Origin of the sequence: Haloprofundus halobius (assembly GCF_020097835.1) — an archaeon.
Taxonomy (GTDB): Archaea; Halobacteriota; Halobacteria; order Halobacteriales; family Haloferacaceae; genus Haloprofundus; species Haloprofundus halobius.
This window is the reverse complement of sequence record NZ_CP083666.1, coordinates 2,967,118-2,988,071: the sequence shown is the minus strand read 5'-3', so window position 1 is coordinate 2,988,071 and position 20,954 is coordinate 2,967,118. Positions and strand designations below refer to the sequence as shown.

General features: G+C 56.6%; 18 protein-coding genes, 1 tRNA gene, 2 rRNA genes and 1 pseudogene. 9 read left to right on the top strand and 13 right to left on the bottom strand.

Going from position 1 to position 20,954, the window contains the following annotated elements; genetic code table 11:
• Nucleotides 1–99: 99 nt before the first annotated feature.
• The 3 genes from LAQ74_RS15780 to LAQ74_RS15770 all read left to right on the top strand — a co-directional run bounded on the left by LAQ74_RS15780 (nt 100) and on the right by LAQ74_RS15770 (nt 1,779).
• Entirely contained in the window at nt 100–267 is a 168-nt protein-coding gene (locus tag LAQ74_RS15780; RefSeq protein ID WP_224333515.1) for a hypothetical protein, read from the top strand.
• A complete protein-coding gene (locus LAQ74_RS15775; RefSeq protein WP_224333514.1) occupies nt 260–928 on the top strand; it encodes a recombinase family protein in 669 nt (222 codons plus the stop codon). The genes LAQ74_RS15780 and LAQ74_RS15775 overlap by 8 nt, the downstream gene beginning before the upstream one ends.
• 110 nt (nt 929–1,038) lie before the next feature.
• Nucleotides 1,039–1,779: a DUF429 domain-containing protein gene (locus LAQ74_RS15770; RefSeq protein ID WP_224333513.1), complete on the top strand. Its 741-nt coding sequence runs from the start codon at nt 1,039–1,041 to the stop codon at nt 1,777–1,779.
• 270 nt (nt 1,780–2,049) lie between these two features.
• Here LAQ74_RS15770 and LAQ74_RS15765 read toward each other — a convergent pair whose 3' ends face one another.
• Nucleotides 2,050–2,820, bottom strand: coding sequence for a hypothetical protein (locus LAQ74_RS15765; protein ID WP_224333512.1), 771 nt, complete (start codon nt 2,818–2,820; stop codon nt 2,050–2,052).
• 541 nt (nt 2,821–3,361) lie between these two features.
• Here LAQ74_RS15765 and LAQ74_RS15760 point away from each other — a divergent pair.
• Both LAQ74_RS15760 and LAQ74_RS15755 read left to right on the top strand, forming a co-directional pair.
• The gene (locus LAQ74_RS15760; RefSeq protein ID WP_224333511.1) at nt 3,362–4,570 is read left to right on the top strand and encodes a tyrosine-type recombinase/integrase; all 1,209 of its coding nucleotides are present in this window, start codon (nt 3,362–3,364) and stop codon (nt 4,568–4,570) included.
• A gap of 153 nt (nt 4,571–4,723) precedes the next feature.
• Nucleotides 4,724–5,407 (top strand): ribonuclease H-like domain-containing protein, encoded by a 684-nt coding sequence (locus LAQ74_RS15755; protein WP_224333510.1) that lies wholly within the window; start codon nt 4,724–4,726, stop codon nt 5,405–5,407.
• Between the two features lie 198 nt (nt 5,408–5,605).
• On the opposite strand, the gene LAQ74_RS15750 is transcribed toward LAQ74_RS15755, so the two are convergent.
• The 3 genes from LAQ74_RS15750 to LAQ74_RS15740 all read right to left on the bottom strand — a co-directional run bounded on the left by LAQ74_RS15750 (nt 5,606) and on the right by LAQ74_RS15740 (nt 8,132).
• Nucleotides 5,606–6,628, bottom strand: coding sequence for a metallophosphoesterase family protein (locus LAQ74_RS15750; RefSeq protein ID WP_224333509.1), 1,023 nt, complete (start codon nt 6,626–6,628; stop codon nt 5,606–5,608).
• Between the two features lie 251 nt (nt 6,629–6,879).
• Nucleotides 6,880–7,536 (bottom strand): hypothetical protein, encoded by a 657-nt coding sequence (locus LAQ74_RS15745; protein ID WP_224333508.1) that lies wholly within the window; start codon nt 7,534–7,536, stop codon nt 6,880–6,882.
• Nucleotides 7,533–8,132 carry a hypothetical protein gene (locus LAQ74_RS15740; RefSeq protein WP_224333507.1) on the bottom strand — a complete coding sequence of 200 codons (600 nt, stop codon included), beginning with the start codon at nt 8,130–8,132 and terminating at the stop codon, nt 7,533–7,535. Before LAQ74_RS15740 ends, LAQ74_RS15745 begins: the two co-directional genes overlap by 4 nt.
• A gap of 235 nt (nt 8,133–8,367) precedes the next feature.
• Here LAQ74_RS15740 and LAQ74_RS15735 point away from each other — a divergent pair, with 235 nt between their 5' ends.
• On the top strand, nt 8,368–8,820 hold the full coding sequence (locus LAQ74_RS15735) for a hypothetical protein (RefSeq protein ID WP_224333506.1): 453 nt from the start codon (nt 8,368–8,370) through the stop codon (nt 8,818–8,820).
• Nucleotides 8,821–9,182: 362 nt separating this feature from the next.
• Here the strand turns inward: LAQ74_RS15735 and LAQ74_RS15730 are convergent, their stop codons facing one another.
• The 4 genes from LAQ74_RS15730 to LAQ74_RS15715 all read right to left on the bottom strand — a co-directional run bounded on the left by LAQ74_RS15730 (nt 9,183) and on the right by LAQ74_RS15715 (nt 12,580).
• Nucleotides 9,183–9,464 carry a hypothetical protein gene (locus LAQ74_RS15730; protein WP_224333505.1) on the bottom strand — a complete coding sequence of 94 codons (282 nt, stop codon included), beginning with the start codon at nt 9,462–9,464 and terminating at the stop codon, nt 9,183–9,185.
• Nucleotides 9,464–9,793 carry a hypothetical protein gene (locus LAQ74_RS15725; RefSeq protein ID WP_224333504.1) on the bottom strand — a complete coding sequence of 110 codons (330 nt, stop codon included), beginning with the start codon at nt 9,791–9,793 and terminating at the stop codon, nt 9,464–9,466. The genes LAQ74_RS15730 and LAQ74_RS15725 overlap by 1 nt, the downstream gene beginning before the upstream one ends.
• A 113-nt stretch (nt 9,794–9,906) precedes the next feature.
• On the bottom strand, nt 9,907–10,851 hold the full coding sequence (locus LAQ74_RS15720) for a hypothetical protein (RefSeq protein WP_224333503.1): 945 nt from the start codon (nt 10,849–10,851) through the stop codon (nt 9,907–9,909).
• 712 nt (nt 10,852–11,563) lie between these two features.
• The gene (locus LAQ74_RS15715; RefSeq protein ID WP_224333502.1) at nt 11,564–12,580 is read right to left on the bottom strand and encodes a tyrosine-type recombinase/integrase; all 1,017 of its coding nucleotides are present in this window, start codon (nt 12,578–12,580) and stop codon (nt 11,564–11,566) included.
• 286 nt (nt 12,581–12,866) lie between these two features.
• On the opposite strand from LAQ74_RS15715, the pseudogene LAQ74_RS20670 reads away from it, so the two are divergent.
• Nucleotides 12,867–14,121 (top strand): annotated as a pseudogene (locus LAQ74_RS20670) (hypothetical protein).
• A gap of 57 nt (nt 14,122–14,178) precedes the next feature.
• The gene (locus tag LAQ74_RS15700; RefSeq protein WP_224333497.1) at nt 14,179–14,562 is read left to right on the top strand and encodes a hypothetical protein; all 384 of its coding nucleotides are present in this window, start codon (nt 14,179–14,181) and stop codon (nt 14,560–14,562) included.
• Nucleotides 14,563–14,694: 132 nt separating this feature from the next.
• On the opposite strand, the gene LAQ74_RS15695 is transcribed toward LAQ74_RS15700, so the two are convergent.
• The gene (locus tag LAQ74_RS15695; RefSeq protein ID WP_224333495.1) at nt 14,695–15,045 is read right to left on the bottom strand and encodes a DUF8062 family protein; all 351 of its coding nucleotides are present in this window, start codon (nt 15,043–15,045) and stop codon (nt 14,695–14,697) included.
• A gap of 125 nt (nt 15,046–15,170) precedes the next feature.
• Here LAQ74_RS15695 and LAQ74_RS15690 point away from each other — a divergent pair, with 125 nt between their 5' ends.
• Nucleotides 15,171–16,079, top strand: coding sequence for a universal stress protein (locus LAQ74_RS15690; RefSeq protein ID WP_224333494.1), 909 nt, complete (start codon nt 15,171–15,173; stop codon nt 16,077–16,079).
• Between the two features lie 213 nt (nt 16,080–16,292).
• On the opposite strand, the gene LAQ74_RS15685 is transcribed toward LAQ74_RS15690, so the two are convergent.
• The 4 genes from LAQ74_RS15685 to LAQ74_RS15670 all read right to left on the bottom strand — a co-directional run bounded on the left by LAQ74_RS15685 (nt 16,293) and on the right by LAQ74_RS15670 (nt 20,756).
• The gene (locus LAQ74_RS15685; RefSeq protein ID WP_224333493.1) at nt 16,293–17,153 is read right to left on the bottom strand and encodes a hypothetical protein; all 861 of its coding nucleotides are present in this window, start codon (nt 17,151–17,153) and stop codon (nt 16,293–16,295) included.
• Between the two features lie 217 nt (nt 17,154–17,370).
• Nucleotides 17,371–17,446: transfer RNA gene (locus tag LAQ74_RS15680), tRNA-Cys, on the bottom strand.
• Between the two features lie 108 nt (nt 17,447–17,554).
• Nucleotides 17,555–17,676: ribosomal RNA gene (gene rrf / locus LAQ74_RS15675) — 5S ribosomal RNA — on the bottom strand.
• Between the two features lie 164 nt (nt 17,677–17,840).
• Nucleotides 17,841–20,756 (bottom strand): 23S ribosomal RNA (locus LAQ74_RS15670).
• Nucleotides 20,757–20,954: the final 198 nt, after the last annotated feature.

The following is a 20,954-nucleotide window of genomic DNA, read 5'->3' as shown; positions in this document are numbered from 1 at the left end:
CGACGAGATCTCTCAGAACCCTCACTCCAGAAATGCAGGTTTTCGGAGTGATCTCCAATAGCCCTAAATTGAGGCATTGTATAATGGCTAGTAAGAGAGATGCCGAAAACGAACCAAACGAGAGTCAGTCAGGGCAAGAACGGACAGTACAAAGTCACCATCCCGAAGGCCTTCGCCGACAGTCTCGATCTCGACGGGAGAACAGTCGAGTGGAACCTAGCCAGCGCGTCGAAGCTGACGATGGAGGTGGTTGAAGACGATGAGTGATACGAAGTCTGCCGTCGGATACACTCGTCTCTCCCAAACCAGCGACGCCAGTATCCCCGATCAGAAGCGAGAAATCCGAAACCTAGCCGATCGAGAGGGATTTGCACTCCTAAACATCTACGACGACGGGCAGCGTTCGTCCGGTTTCGATGCAGAGCGCCCTGAGTACCTCGAAATGCAAGCTGAGCTCGAAACGGGTGAAGTCGACGTACTCGTCGTTCGTGACCGCGATCGTCTCTCCCGAGACAAGCGAGAACGTTCGATGTTCTACTACGACCTCGACGAGTGGGACGTCGAACTCTGGACGACCACCGACGGACGAGTCGAATTCACTGACGACGAGTCCTGGCTCATCGAGATGATCCGGAACTACATGGACGACGTCACCAAACGTCGCGAGATACAGAAAGCCAAGAAGAAGGTCCAGGAACGCGTCGACAACGGGTACTGGCAGGGGCGTCCACCGTTTGGGTTCCGACTCGATTCAGATAAACGGTACCTCGAACCAGATCCGGGGAAGTTCGATACTGCTCTCACGGTTCTTCAGATGCGCGAGAACGGTGCAACGTGGTCTGAAATCGAAGATGAGACCGGAGTCAGTGCCGGGACTATTTCCCGTATCCTAGACAACGAAGAACGGTATCTATCTCACGTCGAGTAGAGCGACTTACATCACGACCATCGATCGAGCACCGTCGAACAAGGTACCAACGTCCAAGCGAGGACCTCATTACCCCTTCAGTTAAGACATACCGTTGGTTGGGGGGCTCTATGGCATCGTATCTGGGTGTCGATTGGGCAGGAGGCTGTTGGGTCGTCGTAAAGACTGGTGAGACGACCAAGATTGCTACCGAACCCTCGATTTTGAATGTGTGGCATGAATATGGCGCAGATGTACGGTCTATCCTGGTTGACATCCCTATCGGGCTTCCCGAGTCGGGAGTCCGGGCCTGTGACGTCGAAGCGAAGGAACGCCTCACTAACCGGGGCAGCACGGTTTTCTCGATACCGTCTCGCGAGGTGGTCGAAATGGACGACTACGACCGCGCACGAGAGCTGAACGACGAATCGCTCGGGAGTCAGAGCTGGTGGCTCTTCCCGCGGATTCGAGAGGTCGACGTCTTCCTCCAAGAACATCCCGAGGCCACAGACAAAATCTACGAGAGTCATCCAGAGATCTGCTTCGCAGAGCTGACTGGCCGTTCGCTCGAATCGAAAAATAGTGTAGAGGGCCGAAAAGAGCGTCTCGAGGTACTCAATGACACCTCGGATTTGCAGGAAACGGTTATGGAACTCGTTCAAGAACGCGAGGAAGAAGGCGAGTGGCATCATCGAATCTCGAAAGGCCGTCTCGACGACGTTATCGATGCGGCGATTCTTGCATATACGGCTGAACAACTGACCCTTGGTCCTCGGCGGGAAGAGCCAGCGTATCCTGCGCTGCCTACAGGGGTTTCGGAGAAAGACGATAACCTTGGTGTCTCGATGGAAATCGTCCTCCCAAGTGGATGAATTCGGAACTCATTCAGTGATGCACCGAATCACCTGCAACCACGAAGAGCTGGAGATACCATTCTACTCTGTCTACCACTACAGTCAGTATCTGGACCTGGAGTGCATCGAAAGTTCTGCGACTAGCCGCCTATCTCAGTACAGAGTTCGTCTTGGGGGTCCGCCCCGTTTTAGGGGGTTCCCGAGTACTACCCATGGAGAACGAGCGGGCAAATCGTTGAGCAGAGTGTAAAGGCGGTCTTTACAATCGAGTTAACTGACGACCGGAAGTCAGTCGACCAGTGGTTCTGCGATTCCTTCGCGGAAGATTTTCGCTTTGACGTCTTCGACCGGGAATTCGACCCCGAGGTACGCCGCGTCGGTTTCCGGTTGCGGTCCTTCGGGGAACGTCAACTCGACAACCTTCCCTCGGAGTTCGACCCAAGCATGCTCGATCGACGAAGCGAACGAACTGGTCTTGACGTAGCCCTCGACGTACGTCACGTCGTAGGATTCGCCGAAGGTCGCTGCCGTGAGGAGCGCATTGCGGTAACACATTTGGGGTTCGCAGTCAGCAGCGACGTCGAACAGATCCGCCAGTTCGAGTTCTTCGTCTGTCAGGGGTGCGGTCTCCCGCCAAGTTCCGTGGCTGTAGTACTCCTCTGCTCGCTCCGAGAAGCGCCGCAGACCCTGGAGATTGTCCAAGAGATACTGTTCGTTAGGGGTACTCGCGTCTGCGCGCGTAGGCGACGGTGGTTCGTCGGGGACCGACTCGCGCAACGCGTCGGAGTCGATCTCTTCGACGGCATCTGGATTGGTCGGGGCAAAGCCCTTCGTGAATCCTTCGACGTACAACTCAGGATTCGATTCGAGCCACTCCCGAGCCTCTTCGAATCCAAAGTGCTCGAGGCCAGCGTGGACCTCGGTATACATGTTGACGACTCCCGATTCACGGAGTGCTTCGAGTTGCGCGAAGACAGGTGGAGGGACGTAGATACCCCCGTTTGGAGGAGTCTGGGTGCTGTTGCCTTGCTGTGTACCGTTTGGAGGTTGGGCGGTCATATTGCCCCTTCATAATACCAAAGTGCGTATTTAAAGATCTGGGAGTAGAATATGAACAGGTAGAACCACGCTCGCCAACAATTGTAATGTATTTGTAGACACGTCCGTCACCAAATCGCGTTTGACAACGCGCACATCTGTCAGCTTCTGAAACAGAGCAGCAACATATCCTTTCACTACAGAGAACTAGTATGGTATGCAAACTCATAGCATTCCAAACATTCTTAAGTGGCTGATGTTCCTATGCACGTACTTCCCGGCCAGAACGGGAGAAAAAAAGCCGGACACGCCGCTCAACGCGTGATACGATCCGCGCCCTGCGCCCGCTTGCAGGTGGCTAATTGAAAACCGGGCGCGAGCGCGAAGATCCCCCTGGACACCGACGGACAGGGCACGTGCATGACAGGCCCCCGGTTCCCGATCGAAAAAGAGTGACAACCACCTACAAACATGAACGAACAGATACATCTCACTGAACGCCCGCCCGCTGACCAATTGCCCGGCTGCCCGCTCCTCACGTCGAACCGAGAGGTGACGGCAGATGAGTAGCGTTGGCTCTCCCATCGACGACGAAGAAGTCTTGAAACGTATCGTCCAGCAAGCGATGAAAGAAGGTCTCGCCGGAATCGACGATGGTTTCGAGGGACTCGACTTCGGTGTCCGCGAGTCGCTGAACGACAAGAAGCCCGAAGAGGCCGTCGACGAGTATCTCGCGGACCTGAAGCGAGAGAGTTCGCAGGGGACGTACGACAACCACAAGTCGAGGCTGGGCTTCTTCGTCGACTGGTGCCGCCAAGAAGGCGACGACGGTACCCGTCGCGTCACCTCCCTCCACGAACTCGACGGCCAACTTGTCAAGGACTTCCGCGACTGGCGGCGCGCAGAATCCGGCTGGAAGGTGACCACCGAAGAGACTCAGATGAAGACTCTGCGCAAGTTCCTCCGCTACTGCGAGAGGACAGAGTGGGTGACGGAGAACCTCGCCAAGAAGGTCCCCATCCCAACGGTCAATCCCGAAGACGAGAGCAGGGACACAATCATCCGCCAGCACACGGTCGACGAGATTCTCTCGTACCTCGAGAAGTTCGAGTACGCCACGTTACAACACTGCGCGTGGCTCGTTCTCGGGAAGACGGGGTGCCGTATCAGCGGACTTCGAGCACTCGACTTCGATGACTATGTCCCGGACGAGGAAACGGGGAAGGCAGTCATCAAGTTCCGCAACCGCGAAGAGACACGGACTCGTCTCAAGAACGGAAACAACAGCGAGCGTGACGTCGAAGTGGACGAGGAAGTTCGAGAGGTCATTGACGACTTCGTCAAACACCACCGTCCTGACGTGACCGACGACTACGGTCGTGAGCCGCTGTTCGCAACTAAGCATGGTCGTCTCTCGGGTTCGACGATCCGGAAGTACGCGTACATGTGGTCGCGTCCGTGCGCGATTACCGGCGAGTGTCCGTTCGACCGTGACGTCAGCGAGTGCGAGGCTGCCCAAACGAACGACCGGGCGTCGAAGTGTCCCGACAGCGTCTCGCCGCACCCGATTCGGCGTGGACGGCTCACGTGGCAACTCAACGAGGGTTCGTTCCCACAGATGATCTCCGAGATGTACGACGTCTCGCCCGAGGTACTGAAGAAACACTACGACGAACGGAGTCACGCCGAGAAGCGGCGGTTGGCCTCGATGTGGCAGGACATGCTGAAGGACTTCGTACTGGACGAGGTCCGCGACTCTGTCGACCGTTAGAGCGACGATTTCGCGTTCCGGTGTTGGCGCGTGATTCGTGGTTTCGTCAATAACGGATCTCTCTCACCGACGAGAGTATTCTGCACGACTTAAGCAGGCTACTGATAGTATCTGTTTAATAAAATTGATAGTGTGTTCATCTGATATCCGTCTATGGAATATTCGAGGGAAGACGACGGGTTCGAGCGCGTTGCGACCATCGACATCGAAACGACTCACTACGATCCCGAGCAGGGCGAGACTGTCTCAATCGGGATCGGCGTCCACGACCGAGAGAGTGCCGGGAGTGAGGCGACTTACGAGATGTACCACCGAGACGGGGAGACGGAGGGAGAGATGATCAAACGAGCGTTTCGCCGTCTCGACGAATTCGGCGCAGACGGGCTCGTATCCTACAACGGCAGGGGTTTCGACATCGACTTTCTCGTTGAGCGACTCTCCATAACCGGCGAGGACTACCACGAGACCTCACTACACACGGAAGACACCCACATCGACCTGTTCGAGGACCGGAAGACAGAGGCCAGTCGAAGGAACCAGAAGTGGCCAAGCTTAGAGGAGTGCGTCGAATCTTACGGCTGGAAACCGGCGTCGACTGTGTGGCAGGGGTCAGAGGTGACGAGCAAGAGGTTCGGGAGAGAACTCGGCCCTGCATACCTCAAAGCTGTCGACGAAGGCGACGACGATCGTCGGGCTACCCTCACCGATGTGATCGAACACTACCTCGTCACGGACCTCGAAGCGAACTTCGCTGTCTACTACGCCGACATCGGTGAGGAGTTCGAGCCCGTTCACATGGGGACGACGCTGAACGACGACGTCGCACCTCGATCGTAGGTGGCAGAATCCCCACTCGGCACAGATTCCTCCACTCCAGTCTCGGTCGTACCTCTTCACGCGGTCGAACTTTCCGTCCATGATGGCACAGAACCGACTGTTCGGGGGTCATCCATGTCTCGCGTTGCTTCCCGCCTTCGTACTCGCCGGTCGTATCTTTCCCCTTCGTCACTTCGAGTTCGTAGCTTCCGCCCCGGATCAGAGATATTTCCGCTGCAACGTCGTTTGTTCCCCTTCTATGGTGACTAGCTCGGCGCTCGGTTGAAGTTCGTCTCTGGATTCACCAACCCGTGCCGTTGCTCCTCCAGACAGCCCTCGACACTCGCCAAGCTGATGCTCTGAACGGGAGTGAGTATGCCCGACTAGTACCAAATCAAATGGGATATTTGAGGTCTCTTGAAGCCTACTGAGTGAATACTCGGGATTGCTACTAGCTGTGAATGGTGCTAATGACTGGTGGATACAGAGGATGGTTGGCAGGCTCTTTGTCAAACCTTCAAAATCAAGAACAAAATTATCCCAGTTTGATCGGTAGTCGATACCGTAGAGGGCGATTGCGTCTCCGATTACTTCGTAACGGGGGCCCAGATGCACAGCCAGCCCATCATCGACGAATCTTTCCATAATCCGTCGGCCAGCTTGACGTTCATGATTCCCGTAGATGAAGTAGAGTGGAATATCATGTTCTGCTAACTTGGTCAAGTTTTCACGACAAACGGCGATCTCTTCCTCATCAATCCCGCTCCCGGGGTTGTGAAACAGATCGCCCCCGTGAACAACTGCGCTTACGTTCTTCTGAATTGCGTATTCAATTGCAGCACCGAATCCCTCGTCGGGTGACACTGACCAAGTTTGTCCATTGTAGCTGTGAGTGGTCTTCCCGAGATGGCTGTCGGTCATATAGAGAAGATCGACTCGGTCTTTACCCTGTCGGGTTCCGAGATTTTTGATTCTGAGAGCGGAGGTTCCATGAAGCACTTTCCCAGACGGCCACTCGTTCACCGAAACTCCACTGAGGCGATACCAACATCCTTTCTGCCAGTTATAGTTCCTGCCTTTCTTTGATTTCTCCCAGACAATGAAGGGGAACCGCGTCCCATTGGAGTCTTCTATGCTCAATTCAAATGCACGGTTCTCTTTTTTTGCCCGCGAGTAATCACGAACACGGACAATAATTTCATACTGACCATCTTCCCCAAGATCCTCGTATGTCGTCTCCATAGGAAAACTGAACAGTGTAGATTGATAAGTTGGATTGATTACCCTGTCTGGTACTAATTCGTCTCAACAGCGGTACTTGACCGTCTTTGGGTTGCCCATATTGCCTTTTAACGGTCGCTGACAGCTAGAGTCGCTACTTCGTGTAAAATGGCCAGTGATGTATATGCCGACATCGGTCAGGCTCACAGCTACTTCGAGTGACTTCAGAGCCACGTCGGCAGGTTGTCACACTTGGAAAACACACCCCCAGCTCAACAACCGCTAGTATCGTCTTCGACGAAGCCGGAGTCACAACTGCATCCACAACCATCAGTAGATGGTGTATCTGAATGCTTCTCTTTGAGCCGGAGCGTCTCCTCAAGGCATTCCTCAGTTGCCTCCTCACAACCGGCAAAGTGATCGAGGATAGTCTCCATCTCGGCTTCTCCAAGTTTCGCCTCACTACGGGGGTTGACTCCGACCTCATTCACCGGGATTGCATCTGCGAGGCCGTACAGCTTCACGGGGCCGGTCACCGCGTATCGGTCGCCCATGTCTAGGTAGTCTCTCTTCTCAATGTACCCAACAATCTGCTTTCCGCCAGACAGCTGATCGGGGTTCGTGATGAGCACAAGGAACTGCTCATCGGAGGTGAGGAAGGATGCAATCGCTTGTGGCACGCAGCTGTGGTGATAGTTCTCTGCGGCGATGATCTCACCATCGGTGTTGAGGCCTTGCTCAGCGCCGTACTCGATGTTCGGTTCGGTCTTCCCACGACCAGGGATATCGCGTACGGGAAGCGCTGAGCCGGAGCAGTGGTGGAAGAACTGCGTCCGTGCGGTCAGGGCGGCGCTCTCGATTATGATCTGCTCTTCAGGCGGATAGGTTGGTCTGGATGGCATATATTGTATCTGGTTGATAGTGTTCACTCGATTCGGAACAGGTCAGCAAGGATCGTCCTCCCGAGAATGACCTCCGCGAGCAGTTGCATTCCGTGCTGATACTCATCTCCGGGAGTCTCCAGCGTTCGCTGTGGTGTTTTTCGCCCCGTAATGGTGCGGATGTCTTTCGGGCTGACCGTTGACTCCTCTCCGAGCACCCCGAGCCACTTCACAGGGACGTGGTACTCTCGAGACTCCTCCTCTCCAGGGTTGTACAGGTTCTCCTCAGCAGGAACTCTCGAGCCGCTCCACGGAGCTTGTACGACGCCAAAGGCCCGTGCCCCACCGTCGTACTTGACCGATGAGTCACTTACGTATGAGACGACACCATCACCTGGCTTTAGTTCGCGGAGCGATTCTCCAAACCGTTTGGCACCGTACGTCGCGACGACTCCATTGGAGTAGATTTTCGTCCCGCCTTCGGGCACGTACTGGGCATTTGTATTCACATAGTGGATAGTCGATGTCTCAAAGTACCGTTCGAGCGCCTCCTCAATCGTCTCAGACATGTTTCCATCCTCCTTGATCCTCTCTTTCAGCGACGTGGGCAGTGTAATGCTCGCCCGCTCTCGTTCTTCAGACATTGACTCTATTTCATGCGTACACAGACCCATCACTTAATGGTTTCCCCATATGTGCATGGAGAGGGGTTCAGTGTTAATCGGTCGGTTAGCCTCCATCGCTCGCATTACCCCATGAATTAGACGATTCTCAAAAGCGAGAACAAAGGATGAGATAACCGAGTTACGCCCTCTAAAGCGCAGGTGACAGAGGTGAAAATAGATAAGCGTATGATGACCTCCGAATCAGCTTTGCCTAATGACCTACCAACACCTCGAAACCATCGTTATCGACTTTGACGAGTTCCGACGCGGATATTATGCGTGCCTATCCAGCAATCCTGAACCCGTGTACATCGAGGCCGAAGGGGTAACTGGTCGACAGAGAGGAAGCATCAAGTTTCAGAGTCAGTACGCGCTCGAGGTCCCCGACCGCTACATTCCTATCTCAAAGTTTGTTGAGAGGGTTGAGAATCGTCCGTCGCCCGTGGAGACACGGCATGAAGTTGAGTTGCAGCTGCCCGATGATGTGAGTGATGAGGAGTTCGAAGAAGAAGTCGCACGAGATTACCACGCACTTGTGGAAAACTGGTGGAGCTCAATACTTCTCACTGCTGTTGATGTAGATGGCCACACAATTGATATCGAGTGGATGGATGGTGATGAACCGCTTGGCCTCCACCTGTATTTCCGAGACAAAGACCTGCTGTAATACATAGAAGGCAGCAGGATGGTTTGAGTTCATAGATCTGATGAAATGTCTCTGTACTTCGTGAAGTTGCTGAATTCGGGGAAAAAATGACGTCAATTGACTCAGGTCATACTGTAGAGTTCTGGGCGGCCTTCAGTGGTGATAATAGTCATCTCCTGCCTCGCAGCTAGTGTGTCGATTTCATATCGATAATGGAGTCCTCATTTCGACAACACCCCCTTCACTTCGAAGGCGGTGGTGTTCCCTATACTGATAAAATAAGGTACGTATCGGTCACGAGGTGAGTAGGACTCCTTCGGTGCAGACGACCAATGCAACGATTAGCAGAACTCAATTCGCTACCATACGAGCCAGGATCTCAATTACTGGTCGAAGTCTCGGTCACGGTGAAATACGTATGCTGGTGCACTCCGCCAGAAACCCGGGTTGATTGGCTCGTTATCGCTTATTTTTATGAGGTCTGTCATTGGGAACGGCTCATCGAGTTTCTGGCCTTGCTTGACGAGGTATGTAGTTTTATCCAACTCGGCACTATGTTCGCTGTACGTGTCTTGTTTGCTGATGTGATTCCGAAACTTCTCGGCTTCTGCCGACATCGGGTCAGGGTTGAGAATGAGATCGGTGATAATCCCGGTATGGGTCACTACGTCTCCAGTCCGATAGTAGATAGGGAGTTGTCCGTGAGCCTCGATAGCTGATTAGCAGCGGTCCATTCTTTTGGGTGCCGATGGGTGATCGCATCGTACTTTACAAGTTCATCTAGGCGATCCTCGTAGTTCTTGGTTAGGACCGCGACGTTGTGGTGCTGTCGAACCTTGAATGCCAGACCCGAGTACTTGCGACGTTCTCGTTTCCGTCGCTGTTTCCTCACCGCTCGCTTCTTTCGTCGCGCCTTCGCTGCATCAAGATGCTTCATCATCTCATCAAGTGAGGCGTCGGCAGACTTCTCAAGATCTTCGTCTAAATCTCCCATGTTTCATCGTTCATCCTAGTACGACATGATAATTGTTTAGGATAATACGTTCGCATCCCCGATGGCTAAAAATACGGCATGGACGAGTTATCTGGTCCCAAAACGAATGGGCTCTAAATTCTATCGATGGAAGTAGTATCTTCTTCCAGTTCAATTCCCTCAAATAGATGTTTTGGGTCGATTTCTCTTAGTGGTGAGTCTTGCGGAGTGTAGCTGTAAGCAAGCCCAGCACACGCACCTGCTATCGCTCCGGACTTCGGAGAGAGGGGTGATTCAGAGTGACTTGCAAGATTAGATCCAGCTTTCGCACCTTTTATGATTGTCTCAGGATTCGTTCGAAGAACCCAGTGGTTGTACTTTTCTGGAGTAAGTTGCTCTGCGATATAACGCGAGGCACCTACTGTACCACCAAACTGCTTCTCCTGAATACCTGGTATCTCATACTGCTCTGCAAAATCTGCTCCACTAAGCCCTCTCTCCATCAGGACATCAGGATCAACAGATCGACTTTTCCCAGTAACCTGACCATGAGCATTCAATAATGCACCTCCCAGCGATGCACCACCAACCAAGAGTGGTGTTGAGTACGGCGCATACTTCGCAACGGAGACTGATTTCACGCCCACTTCTATACCTGTTTGGAGCACTTCCCCCCAATCAATACTGTCTCTACTGTGGCGAACTGCTTCTATTTCCTCCCTTTCGATTACTGACGATTCAGTCGCCTGAGTAGTGGTATCTGTGTTTACCTTATCTGTCCCAGCACTGAGCTCCGACAGAGGACCGACCTCGTCTGAGGTAACTGCTAAAGAAGAGATAAGCCGAACTGCCCGATTGAGTTCAGATTCGTCGTGGTTCGTATCAATGTGAAATTCAAACTTCGAATCGACAGTTGCTACTCTGAGCAGATAGGTGTGAACAAATTCTTCGTTCTCGAAGTCCGGTTCGTAGTTACTTTGAATCTCAATATCCACTATCCGCTCGATTGGAGCTTCGACAAGCGAATCACCCCCTTCAACAGTGCTTATTGAAAGAATTCGGTTGTTCGTGACGAGCACCAGTGGATTATAACTACGACTAGTAAGTAGTTCCGTACTGCTATTTTCTTCTCTGATAAACCGCGACTCCCGGCGATCTCTGATGACCGTATTTTGATTTCCTGTAAAGATGTAGTGAAGGATCTCTCCGGGGTGGAGATACCCGATGATTGGTCTATCGTATGTTCGATGCTTCTCGAGTGGCTCCAAAGAGAATAATCGGGTGAAGAACCCACTCTTTTGAGTCGTCAGTCGTTCGTAGGTAACGAGACTAGACTCGGCTTCTTCGGCGATTTGTTCCGCAGTATCTTGTTCCCACCAATCCCCAGTTTCAGGATAGCTGACCCAACCAGTTTCATGTCTGCACTCGCGACAGTGGCTTATTCCGTATGGGAGACTTGCAGTGCACGAGACGCATACTGGCATATAAGTAACTCAAATTTAGATGACATAAGGATGTCGCTCCGAAAATCATTTTCAATGATCTCGGATGCTCGTCCCAAGTCTGACCAGTTTTCGATACGCATTCTGATTTCGTTTTTAGGGTAGTATGGCTAAAAGGAGCTACTGATACAGTCGCCTTGTCGAACTTCTGATTTCGGTTGTAACCAGCGCGCCGATCGACGCACTGAGATGCGAGAGCGCGTTTTACCCTCCCTATGACTCCTCAATAACGCGCACTTGGAACATTCTGTAGTGACACTGTCAAGGTTTCAATATGATTAGAGAGTCGCTACATATCAGTAATATACGCCCGTCGCTGTTCCATCTTCGTACGTTCGTCACGCCGGTCGTAGTGCTTGTCGAGGATTTCTTGGCTCACGTTCGCTCGATCGCTAATCACCTTGTCAGGAGTTCCTTCTTCCAAGGAGTGCGTAATCGAACCCCGACGGATAGCATGCGGAGAGACACTGGTTGGGCACTTTGACGGGAGTTCGTCGCTCGCTCCGTCGCACGTCTCGACATCACGGTCGTGCGGACACTTACCTGTATAGACGCAGGGTCGAGTAGTCCGGTAGACGTACTTCGCGATAGTGCTAGCCCCAATTCGACCATTGGCTGTGGCCAGTAGAGGCTCTCGTTCGTACTCGTCTTCTACGTTCGGTCGTTGGCGTTCGATCCAGTCGTCCAATAGATCGCACAACTGTTCCGAGAGAGCGACGAGCCGCTCGCCGCGTTCCTTGTTCTTCAGCGGAGTCTCCGTCTCTGGGCGATGGACAACCTCGACGTACTGCTCGTCCGAGTGGTAGTCGTCCAAGTCGAGCGCGCGTACTGACCCTCGACGCATCATCGTGTGCCAGAGCAGAGCGAGGGTAACGTGTTCGATAGACGCGTACTGATACTTCTCGAGATAGGCGAGAACTTTCGTCGCCCGTTCGGCTGTGAGCATCACATCGCGTGCGTCGTCCGCTGTTGCGAGGCTCGGCGACTGGACCTTCGTTGAGAGGTCGTTCTCGACGGCTTCGATGGACTCGCACCAGCGAATGAAGACGCGAATCGTCTGCATCTGCGTCTTCTCGCTGACGGGGTTCAGGTCGCCGTCGTCGCGCCGCCAGAGCCGGAACTCGTGGAGTTTCCGTCCGGTCAGGTCGTTCATGTTGTCGATGCCTTCCTGATCACACCAGCGGCAGAAGTAGCGCAGTCGAGAGCGATGTGCCTGAAGCGTACTGCGGGCGACTTCGGTCTCGCGCTGACCGAGGTAGAGTTCTGCGGCACGGTGCGGTTCGATAGGTTCGAGTGGTGTGGTCATGGTCGGTCGACGAACCGTTCGACCGCGGTGCCGCGGGTTCGACATGCATCGGAGTGGGGAACCGGCGACGTCGTCACCGTCTTGGGTCAATCCCCGTCGGGTCCGTTCGCTTCGCTCACTCCCCTCGAGTCCGTTTTTGGCGTTTCGACGGAACGAAATCGACAATCGACCAACATCGTCTACATCGACATCTCGACGCTCGGCACTCGGCCGTTTAGCCCGGTAGAATCCACATCTTCGACGAGAAACCACATCAATTCATGCCCCCCACGGGAGACGACAGCTCATGGCCAGCGCGGCATCGCTTTCGGAACCGGAGGTTCTCGCTCACACCAAGCGTCGTCTCTTTCCCGACCCGAACCAGCCAGAGACCTACTCGGTCGTGGACACGCAGTTCGCGATGGACGAGTGGCTCCCGGGTCAACCGATTTCGTCGACGGTACGCGAACGACTCGCACCGTTCAACCACGTTCGCGTGGGGTCAGGCTACCCGGACCTCGTCGGCGTTCGACTCTTGGAGTCAGAACTACTCGCTGTCGAGCGCTTCGGGGACCAACCGCCCTTAATCGCCGTCGAAGCGAAAGGGTATACCGAATCGGGGAGCGTCGACGTCGAACGCGGGGTCGTCCAGGCGTACGACCGCCTCAACGAGGCCAACGCTGCGTACGTCGCGGCACCGGCTCGGGCGATTTCGCAGTCTGTGCGGACGCTCGCCCGTGAACTCAACGTCGGCGTCCTCGGTGTCGACGCAGCCGGAGCGGTCGAGCCTTTGGAGGTCCCGCGCGTCGTCGGCAACCGAACGTCCGACGACGCGACGGCCATCCGATTCCAGGCCACGTCGCAGGGTGTCGCCGACACGTCGTTCGGCCTGAACCACCCGAAGAACTATCTCGGCGTCCCGCTCGCGCTGTACCACAACGACGACACCGACGAGGTACTCGCCGAGCGCGTCGTCGGGGCGACGGCCGACGCCCGGCGCGGGGCGGCGTTTCTCGGGCTGATAGAGGAACACCCCGACCGAACCGAACTCACGCCGCTCGGCGAGGAGGTGGTTCGGTTCGCGCTGCATCGCTACGACTCGGTCGACGCCGGGCTCGCGACGTTCGACAACTGGCGACGGTCTCGAAAGCGGTTCTGCGACCTCGCTCCCGAGTGGGGGGTTGATGACCAGACGCGTCGTCTGGGCGTACCCGGCGACCCAACTGCTGGTCGAGGAACTGCAGACCATGCACGACGACGGTATCAGCGACCCGTCGCTCGTCGACCTCGTCGAGTGGCTGCACGTCCTGCACCCGACGTTCACCGTGGAACTGTTCGTGCGCGGAACCGACGAGGCGCGACGCCGAGTGCTGGACGGGGAGGGCAGTCTCCGAGTCGAAGCGCTGCGGGACGGGAACGTCTTTCACTCACCGACCGTCTTCCAGCTGAAGGCGATGCTGTACCACGCTGGTATCCTCGCCGAACGAGGGGCCGAGCCCCATCGGCTCGAACCGGAGACAGACATCTGGCGACTGCGCGAACCGCTGACGGTCGGCCCCTGAGTTCCGGTTCTCGGCGGAGTTCCCGTCCGTGACAGCTACGTTCCCTTCGTCAGCGAGTTGCTCGCCGTCGACCACTCGGCGCTCGCGGGCGTCGTCGTCGACGTGAAAGCGTCGTTCGAGGAGCTTCAGACCGCGCTCGGGGCGCTCGCGACCGAAGACGTAGAGTACGCGCAGTACCACGCCAAGGAACTCACCAACCTCATCTACGACGTGACGACGGCGGTGCTTCTGGTCTCCCGCGCCGACGACGAACTCGCGGACGGGAACGCGCGACTCGCGCTGGTCGCCGAGGCGTTCGTCGCCGAACACCTGCGGATCGAGCCTGCGCGGGGGATCACGTCCGGGGGGACGTTCTGCGCGCAGCATTTCGACGCGCTCGCGCGGTACGCAGCCGTCGATCCGTCGGTGCTCGACGAACCTCCCGCGCAGACCGGCGACTGACCGCGACCGCCCGCGCTACGGGGGGAACTCCGCGACTCTCTCGACCATCTCGTCGACAGCGCGCATCTGCTCGTCGTTGACGTAGTGGCCGAGGTCGTCGTACAGCGCCGTCGTCACGTCGCCGTCGGAGTCTCACTTCTGTTCGACGACCGACTCCTCGTCGTCGTAGTCGAGCGAGACGGCGTGGCCGGTGTGTCTCGCGTGGGTCTCCGCCCACCGGCGGGCGGGTCGCTCCGAGAGGAACTGCTCGCCATCGGGGCAGCGCCGACACGTCACGACCCACGGCGTCACGTCGTCCGGGAAGTGGCCGGTGTGTCGCTGGTGGTCGAGCGCGAACTGCTCGAACGACTGGTTGCCGACGTTCAGTTCGTCTAACTCGTAGCCGAGGTCCCACGTGCGGTCACAGCGCGTACAGCGAACCGTCGGTGTGTCGTCGACATCGGCGGACAGTCGGGTGTTGTGGTCGTCGTTGTGGTCAGGCACGGTACCGCGTTGGACGGCGAGACACTTTTATCCGACCGCTGGCGAGGGTCGCCCAGCGTCGCCGAGGCTCCACGACCGTCGGAATTCATGGTGATAGCTACCATATCACTATTCGGTGTCCGACCGTGTACGATACGATACTGGTTCCGACCGACGGCAGCGAAGCGGCGGCGACGGCGCTGGAACACGCCCTGTTGATGGCGCAGGCGACCGACGCGGCGGTGCACGTGCTGTACGTCGTCGACTCCGAACCGGACGACGCACCGGTGGAGGAGAACGGCGACGTACAGCGGCGGGACACGCTCTATCAGTACGGCCAACGCACCCTCGAAGCGGCCGCCGAACGGGCCGACGAACTGGTGGGCGGCGGCGGTGCGCAGATGGTGCGCGTCGAGACTGAGCTACAGGTGGGTGCCCCCTACGAGGCGATTCTCTCCTACGTCGACGAGAAACGCGTCGATCTGGTCGTGATGGGAACGCACGGACGGACCGGCCTCCAGCGCTATCTGCTCGGGAGCGTCGCCGAGCGCGTCGTCCGCCTAGCCGACTGTCCGGTGATGGCCGTCCACGAGGACGACGCCGAACCGGCGGCGTACGAACGGATTCTCGTCCCGACCGACGGGAGCGACTGCGCCGAGGCCGCGGCCGAACACGCGGTGGCGGTCGCTCGGGCGTTCGACGCCGAGGTGCACGCGCTCTCGGTGGTGAACCTCGTCGAGGAGGGTGGTCTCTTCAGCGCCGGAGGCGTCGACAGCGCGTTCGTCCGCCGACTCGACCAACGCGGCCAAGCCGACGCCGACGTCGTCGTCGAACACGCCCGCGAAGCGGGGGTCCGCGCCGAATCCGGGGTAGTGCACGGCGTCCCCCACGAGGAGATCGGGACGTACGCGACGGAGAACGACATCGACCTGATCGCGATAGGAACGCATGGGCGCAGCGGACTCCGCCGCTACCTGCTCGGGAGCGTAACTGAACGGGTGCTCCGGACGGTGCCGGTTCCGATACTCGCCGTTCGACACCGTCCGGAGGCGTGAGTCGTCGGCCACCGTCGGCGAGGTGCAGGAAGCGGTGAGAGGCGCGAGATCGGTGAATGCGAGGGAGCAGCGACGTGCGAGCAGAAGGCGTACGGAAAGCGAGAGCGAGAGAGCACAGAAGAGCGTAAGCGAAGAGGCGCGGAGACGACAGTCGAAGGAGAGCGAAGAACGGCGACGTGCGGGAGAGCGGAGAACGAGTCGAGACGCTCGTGTTCAGTACCGAGACGGCAGGAACGCCAGTCCGATGAGGAGCACGATGGTCGCCCCCGAGAGGAGGGTGACGCCCTGGAGGCCCTTCATCTGGCGGTCGTACGTCGCGATATCTTGCTGCTGTGCCTGGTAGCTCTGTCTGTTCTGGGTGAGATAGACGGTCTCGTTGCTCGGGAAGTACGCGAGGTACTGCTGGTCGCCGACGGTCACGTTCGCCTGGTCTTCGAGTTCGGCGGTGTTGTTCTGGGTCCCAGTCCACGTCAGCGTCGCCTCGCTGGCGGTGACGTTGTCGACGGTGGTCTGGTTACCCTGGTAGTCGAACTGCTGGCCCTCGTCGTACTGCGTACTGCTCGGCTCCGGGAAGAACTGCTCTGTGGGGATGAGCGTCGGGTTGCCGCTGCCGTCGTTGTAGACGACGTACTCCTCGCCGTCACGCGTGACGGTCTCGTTGTCGACCGACTCGTTGGCCTGCAGCAGCGCCGTCTCGTTCAGTTCCTCGCGGAGTGTGACGGTATCGGGGTCGGACTCGTTGGCGATGACGACTCGGTAACTCTCGTTGGAGACCTCTACCGAAGAGTTGTTCTCCCACGTCTGAGAGAACTGCGCGGAGTCGTTAGTCCACTGGAGTTCACCGGTGCGAGAGAGCTCCGCCGCGGTTCCGTGACCGCCGCCCTCCATCTGTGCGTCGAGCGACGTGACCGTGTACTGCTGGCCTCCTTCGGTGAACTGATCACCCTCTTGGAGTTCGTGTTCGGCGTTCTCGAACTGTATCGTCGGTTCTTCGGCCGTCGCGATGAGCGAGTACGAGGCCGCTCCGACCAACAAGAAGAACGCGACGGAGATAGCTGCGGCGCGTCGTTGCATAGTTTGGGCAAAGGAGAGACGGGGTATAACGGTTACTTTTCGTTGACCCGTCGGACGGTGAGCGGCGGGGAAGCGGGCGCCTTCACGAACTCGTCGTTCGTCGAAGTTCTGTCGGTGATCGTCGACGGAAGGAGGCGAAGGGCGGAATTTGCACTTGGTCTCGTTCCCCGCTTCGAATCTTAGATGGTACTCGGAACTGTCCGTCTTTCGGTTACAAAGCCAAGGGCCGGATTTGAACCGGCGGTGGGCGGCTCTGCAGGCCGCTGCGTTCGGCCGGACTCTGCCACCTTGGCGCGACTGATTCTACTGGCGTCGGCCGCTTAAGGATAGCGATGTGGTTCGAAATGGAGTTTGCCCACCGAGCGGTGCTGTCGCTCGGTGGGCGATGAATGAAGTATGAGGAGAGGCGGCGAGAACGTGTTTCCAGAGGCTCGCGCACTCCAGTAGTTGCGTTCACGCTGGTGAGCTTAACTTCCGTGTTCGGGATGGGTACGGGTGTTGCCTCACCGCTGTGGCCGCCTTAATGCCGACGAACGGACTCGAACCGTTCTTTCTTCCAAAGTCGGTCTGCAAGACGTACTGTCTTGGGCTTACTTGAACCGTAATGTACGTGCAATCCAGTTAACGCCTGGACCCGTTCGAGTTCTCGAACGAATGCAGCGTCTGAAAACCTCTATACCCATGCGGTATGAGTGATGGCTGGTCTGTTAGTGCTCGCGGGCTGAACAACTCGTTGCCTCGTTGCGTACACCCCGAGTCTATCGAACTCGTCTTCTACGAGTGACCTTGATGGTATCTCTTTTCCATGTGGGTTTCGAGCTTAGATGCGTTCAGCTCTTACCCCGTGTTGCGTGGCTGCCCGGCAACTGCCCTGTCGGACAACCGGTACACCAGTGGCAACCAATCGTAGTTCCTCTCGTACTATACGATCGTTCACGTCAGATACCTCGCACCCCCAATAGATAGCAGCCGACCTGTCTCACGACGGTCTAAACCCAGCTCACGACCTCCTTTAATAGGCGAACAACCTCACCCTTGCCTGCTTCTGCACAGGCAGGATGGAGGGAACCGACATCGAGGTAGCAAGCCACCGGGTCGATATGTGCTCTTGCCGGTGACGACTCTGTTATCCCTAAGGTAGCTTTTCTGTCATCGACGGGCCCCATCTATGGGCCTCGTCGGTTCGCTAGACCACACTTTCGTGTCAGCGACACTCGTTGGGAATGTCACTGTCAGGCTCTCGTTTGCTCTTGCGCTCTTCTTCGGGTTTCCGACCCGAATGAGAGAACCTTCGGGCGCGCTCGATATCTTTTCGAGCGCGTACCGCCCCAGTCAAACTGCCCGGCTACCGGTGTTCTCCTCCCGGAGTGAGGGTCGCAGTCACTGACGGGTAGTATTTCAATGGCGTCTCGGCGGCCCGCTAGCGCGGGTGCCTGCGTAACGACTCCTACCTATGCTGCACATCAGCGACCACGTCCCAGCGACAGCCTGCAGTAAAGCTCTATAGGGTCTTCGCTTCCCCTTGGGGGTCTCCAGACTCCGCACTGGAATGTACAGTTCACCGGGTCCAACGTTGGGACAGTGACGCTCTCATTGATCCATTCATGCAAGCCGCTACTGAAGCGGCAAGGTACTACGCTACCTTAAGAGGGTCATAGTTACCCCCGCCGTTGACAGGTCCTTCGTCCTCTTGTACGAGGTGTTCAGATACCTGCACTGGGCAGGATTCAGTGACCGTACGAGTCCTTGCGGATTTGCGGTCACCTGTGTTGTTACTAGACAGTTGGAGCGTCCGAGTCACTGCGACCTGCCCTGTGAGGGGCAGGCATCCCTTCTTCCGAAGGTACGGGACTAACTTGCCGAATTCCCTAACGTCGGTTATCCCGACAGGCCTTGGCTTTCTCTGCCTGAGCACCTGTGTCGGATCTCGGTACGAATATCACGCTCGTCTTTTCACGGGCCCGAGGTCGGATCGACTTGCGCTGTCTCACCGTTCGTCCGCTTCGTGCCATGACGGCTTCCACGGAGTTTGGTGATTCGACCGGACGACTGTCCGGCTCGATCTACCCCCAGGCGTCGACTTTGAGTGGTGATAGCACTGGAATATTAACCAGTCACCCTTTTGTCCTATTCGAGTTACGGTAGGACTTAGGATCGGCTAACCCTCGGCTGATTGGCAGTGCCGAGGAACCCTTGCTCATTAGGCCGTCGGGGTTTTCACCCGACTCTCGCTGCTACTGTGACCAGAATTTTCGTCACCGAACGGTCCACGACGAGTTCTCACCCGTGCTTCCACCCGTTCGGAGTGCCGACCTACTGGATTACTCTATAAGAGTACCGCCGGGTCTCGGAAGTGGACTTGAGCCCCGATCATTTTCGACGCCTCAAACCTCGGCCGGTAAGCTGTTACGCTTTTCTTAGAGGGTTGCTGCTTCTAAGCTCACCTCCCGGCTGTTTAGGGCTCGAGACTATCTTCGATTGCACTTAGTCCACATTTTGGGTCCTTAACCCAGCTCTGGGTTGTCTCCCTTACGGTTCACAGGCTTACCCCGCAAACCGGACTCCCAGCTTCTACGACGTCTGTAAGTTCGGAGTTTGACAGGGAGGCCGACTCCTCTCGGAGGCGGGTCTTCCAATCGGTCGCTCTACCTCACAGACTATCTCAGCTGAGGTCATGCTTCGACATGTTTCGGTCGGAACCAGCTGTTGCCGAGTTCGATGGGCCTTTCACCCCTACACATGGGTCACGAGAGGGTATTGTAGGACACCAACTCTAACAGGCCTCCACGTGGCTTTCGCCACGCTTCACCTTGCCCCCGTGTAGATCACTCGGTTTCGGGTCGTACCCACGCGGCTCCCCGCCCTTGAAGACGGTGACCCTGGCCGTGAGGCTGCGGTCGTATCGGTTTCCCTGTGCCTCCCTCGATAATCGAGTTAGACTCGCCGAATAGGTACACTCTCTGGTTCGTTTTTCAAAACGCACGACGCGACATCGGCTCTCCACGAGTTCTACTGCGGGATCGCTCCCGGGTCGTTTATCGTGGAGCCTTTCATGCCCCGTCGTTCCATCGCCACCTGATTTCAAGCTCTATTGCACGGTCCTTCTCGGAGTGCTTTTCAGCGTTCGCTCACGCTACTTGTTCGCTATCGGTCTCGAGGAATGTTTAGTCTTGGCTGAGGATGCCAGCCACATTCACGAGGGATATCCGACCCCCGCTACTCTGGATTTGACCCACGACCGCTCGTCGACGATACGGGGTTGTCACCCTGTATCACGCTTCGTTCCAGAAGACTTCTCGTCGATGATTGGTCGATGGTGGTCAGTCCGAACACCACATTGCCCGTGAGGGCTTCGGTTTGGACTGTGTCGTCTTCACTCGCCGTTACTAACGACATCGCGGTTTGCTTTCTTTTCCTGTCGGTACTAAGATGTTTCAGTTCCCGACGTTCCCTATTGCGCAAAGGCAATTGTGAAGGGATTCCCATTAGGAGATCCTCAGTTCTTCGCTTCCATGCAGCTCCCTGAGGCTTATCGCAGCTTGGCGCGTCCTTCGTCGGTTCTCGAGCCGAGCTATCCACCAGATGGCAAAGTAGCCATACGATGGTATAGTGATGGACACTGTAATCCGTTCGAGTAAACGAACGGGTCCAGTGGACGTCTGGATTGCACGTACACACGGTTTCATGACACGCGCCGGAGTGAATGGTCGCGTGTTCAACCCTTCCCACCCGCGCTTGCACGGGGTGGTGCATCGGTCTTGCTTCGGATCTGAATCGAGTGGCGTCTGCCACTTAAGGCAC

Coding starts and splice junctions, on each gene's coding strand:
- LAQ74_RS15780 (WP_224333515.1), top strand. CDS start 100: ATGCCGAAAACGAACCAAACGAGAGTCAGTCAGGGCAAGAACGGACAG.
- LAQ74_RS15775 (WP_224333514.1), top strand. CDS start 260: ATGAGTGATACGAAGTCTGCCGTCGGATACACTCGTCTCTCCCAAACC.
- LAQ74_RS15770 (WP_224333513.1), top strand. CDS start 1,039: ATGGCATCGTATCTGGGTGTCGATTGGGCAGGAGGCTGTTGGGTCGTC.
- LAQ74_RS15765 (WP_224333512.1), bottom strand. CDS start 2,820: ATGACCGCCCAACCTCCAAACGGTACACAGCAAGGCAACAGCACCCAG.
- LAQ74_RS15760 (WP_224333511.1), top strand. CDS start 3,362: ATGAGTAGCGTTGGCTCTCCCATCGACGACGAAGAAGTCTTGAAACGT.
- LAQ74_RS15755 (WP_224333510.1), top strand. CDS start 4,724: ATGGAATATTCGAGGGAAGACGACGGGTTCGAGCGCGTTGCGACCATC.
- LAQ74_RS15750 (WP_224333509.1), bottom strand. CDS start 6,628: ATGGAGACGACATACGAGGATCTTGGGGAAGATGGTCAGTATGAAATT.
- LAQ74_RS15740 (WP_224333507.1), bottom strand. CDS start 8,132: ATGTCTGAAGAACGAGAGCGGGCGAGCATTACACTGCCCACGTCGCTG.
- LAQ74_RS15735 (WP_224333506.1), top strand. CDS start 8,368: ATGACCTACCAACACCTCGAAACCATCGTTATCGACTTTGACGAGTTC.
- LAQ74_RS15725 (WP_224333504.1), bottom strand. CDS start 9,793: ATGGGAGATTTAGACGAAGATCTTGAGAAGTCTGCCGACGCCTCACTT.
- LAQ74_RS15715 (WP_224333502.1), bottom strand. CDS start 12,580: ATGACCACACCACTCGAACCTATCGAACCGCACCGTGCCGCAGAACTC.
- LAQ74_RS15685 (WP_224333493.1), bottom strand. CDS start 17,153: ATGCAACGACGCGCCGCAGCTATCTCCGTCGCGTTCTTCTTGTTGGTC.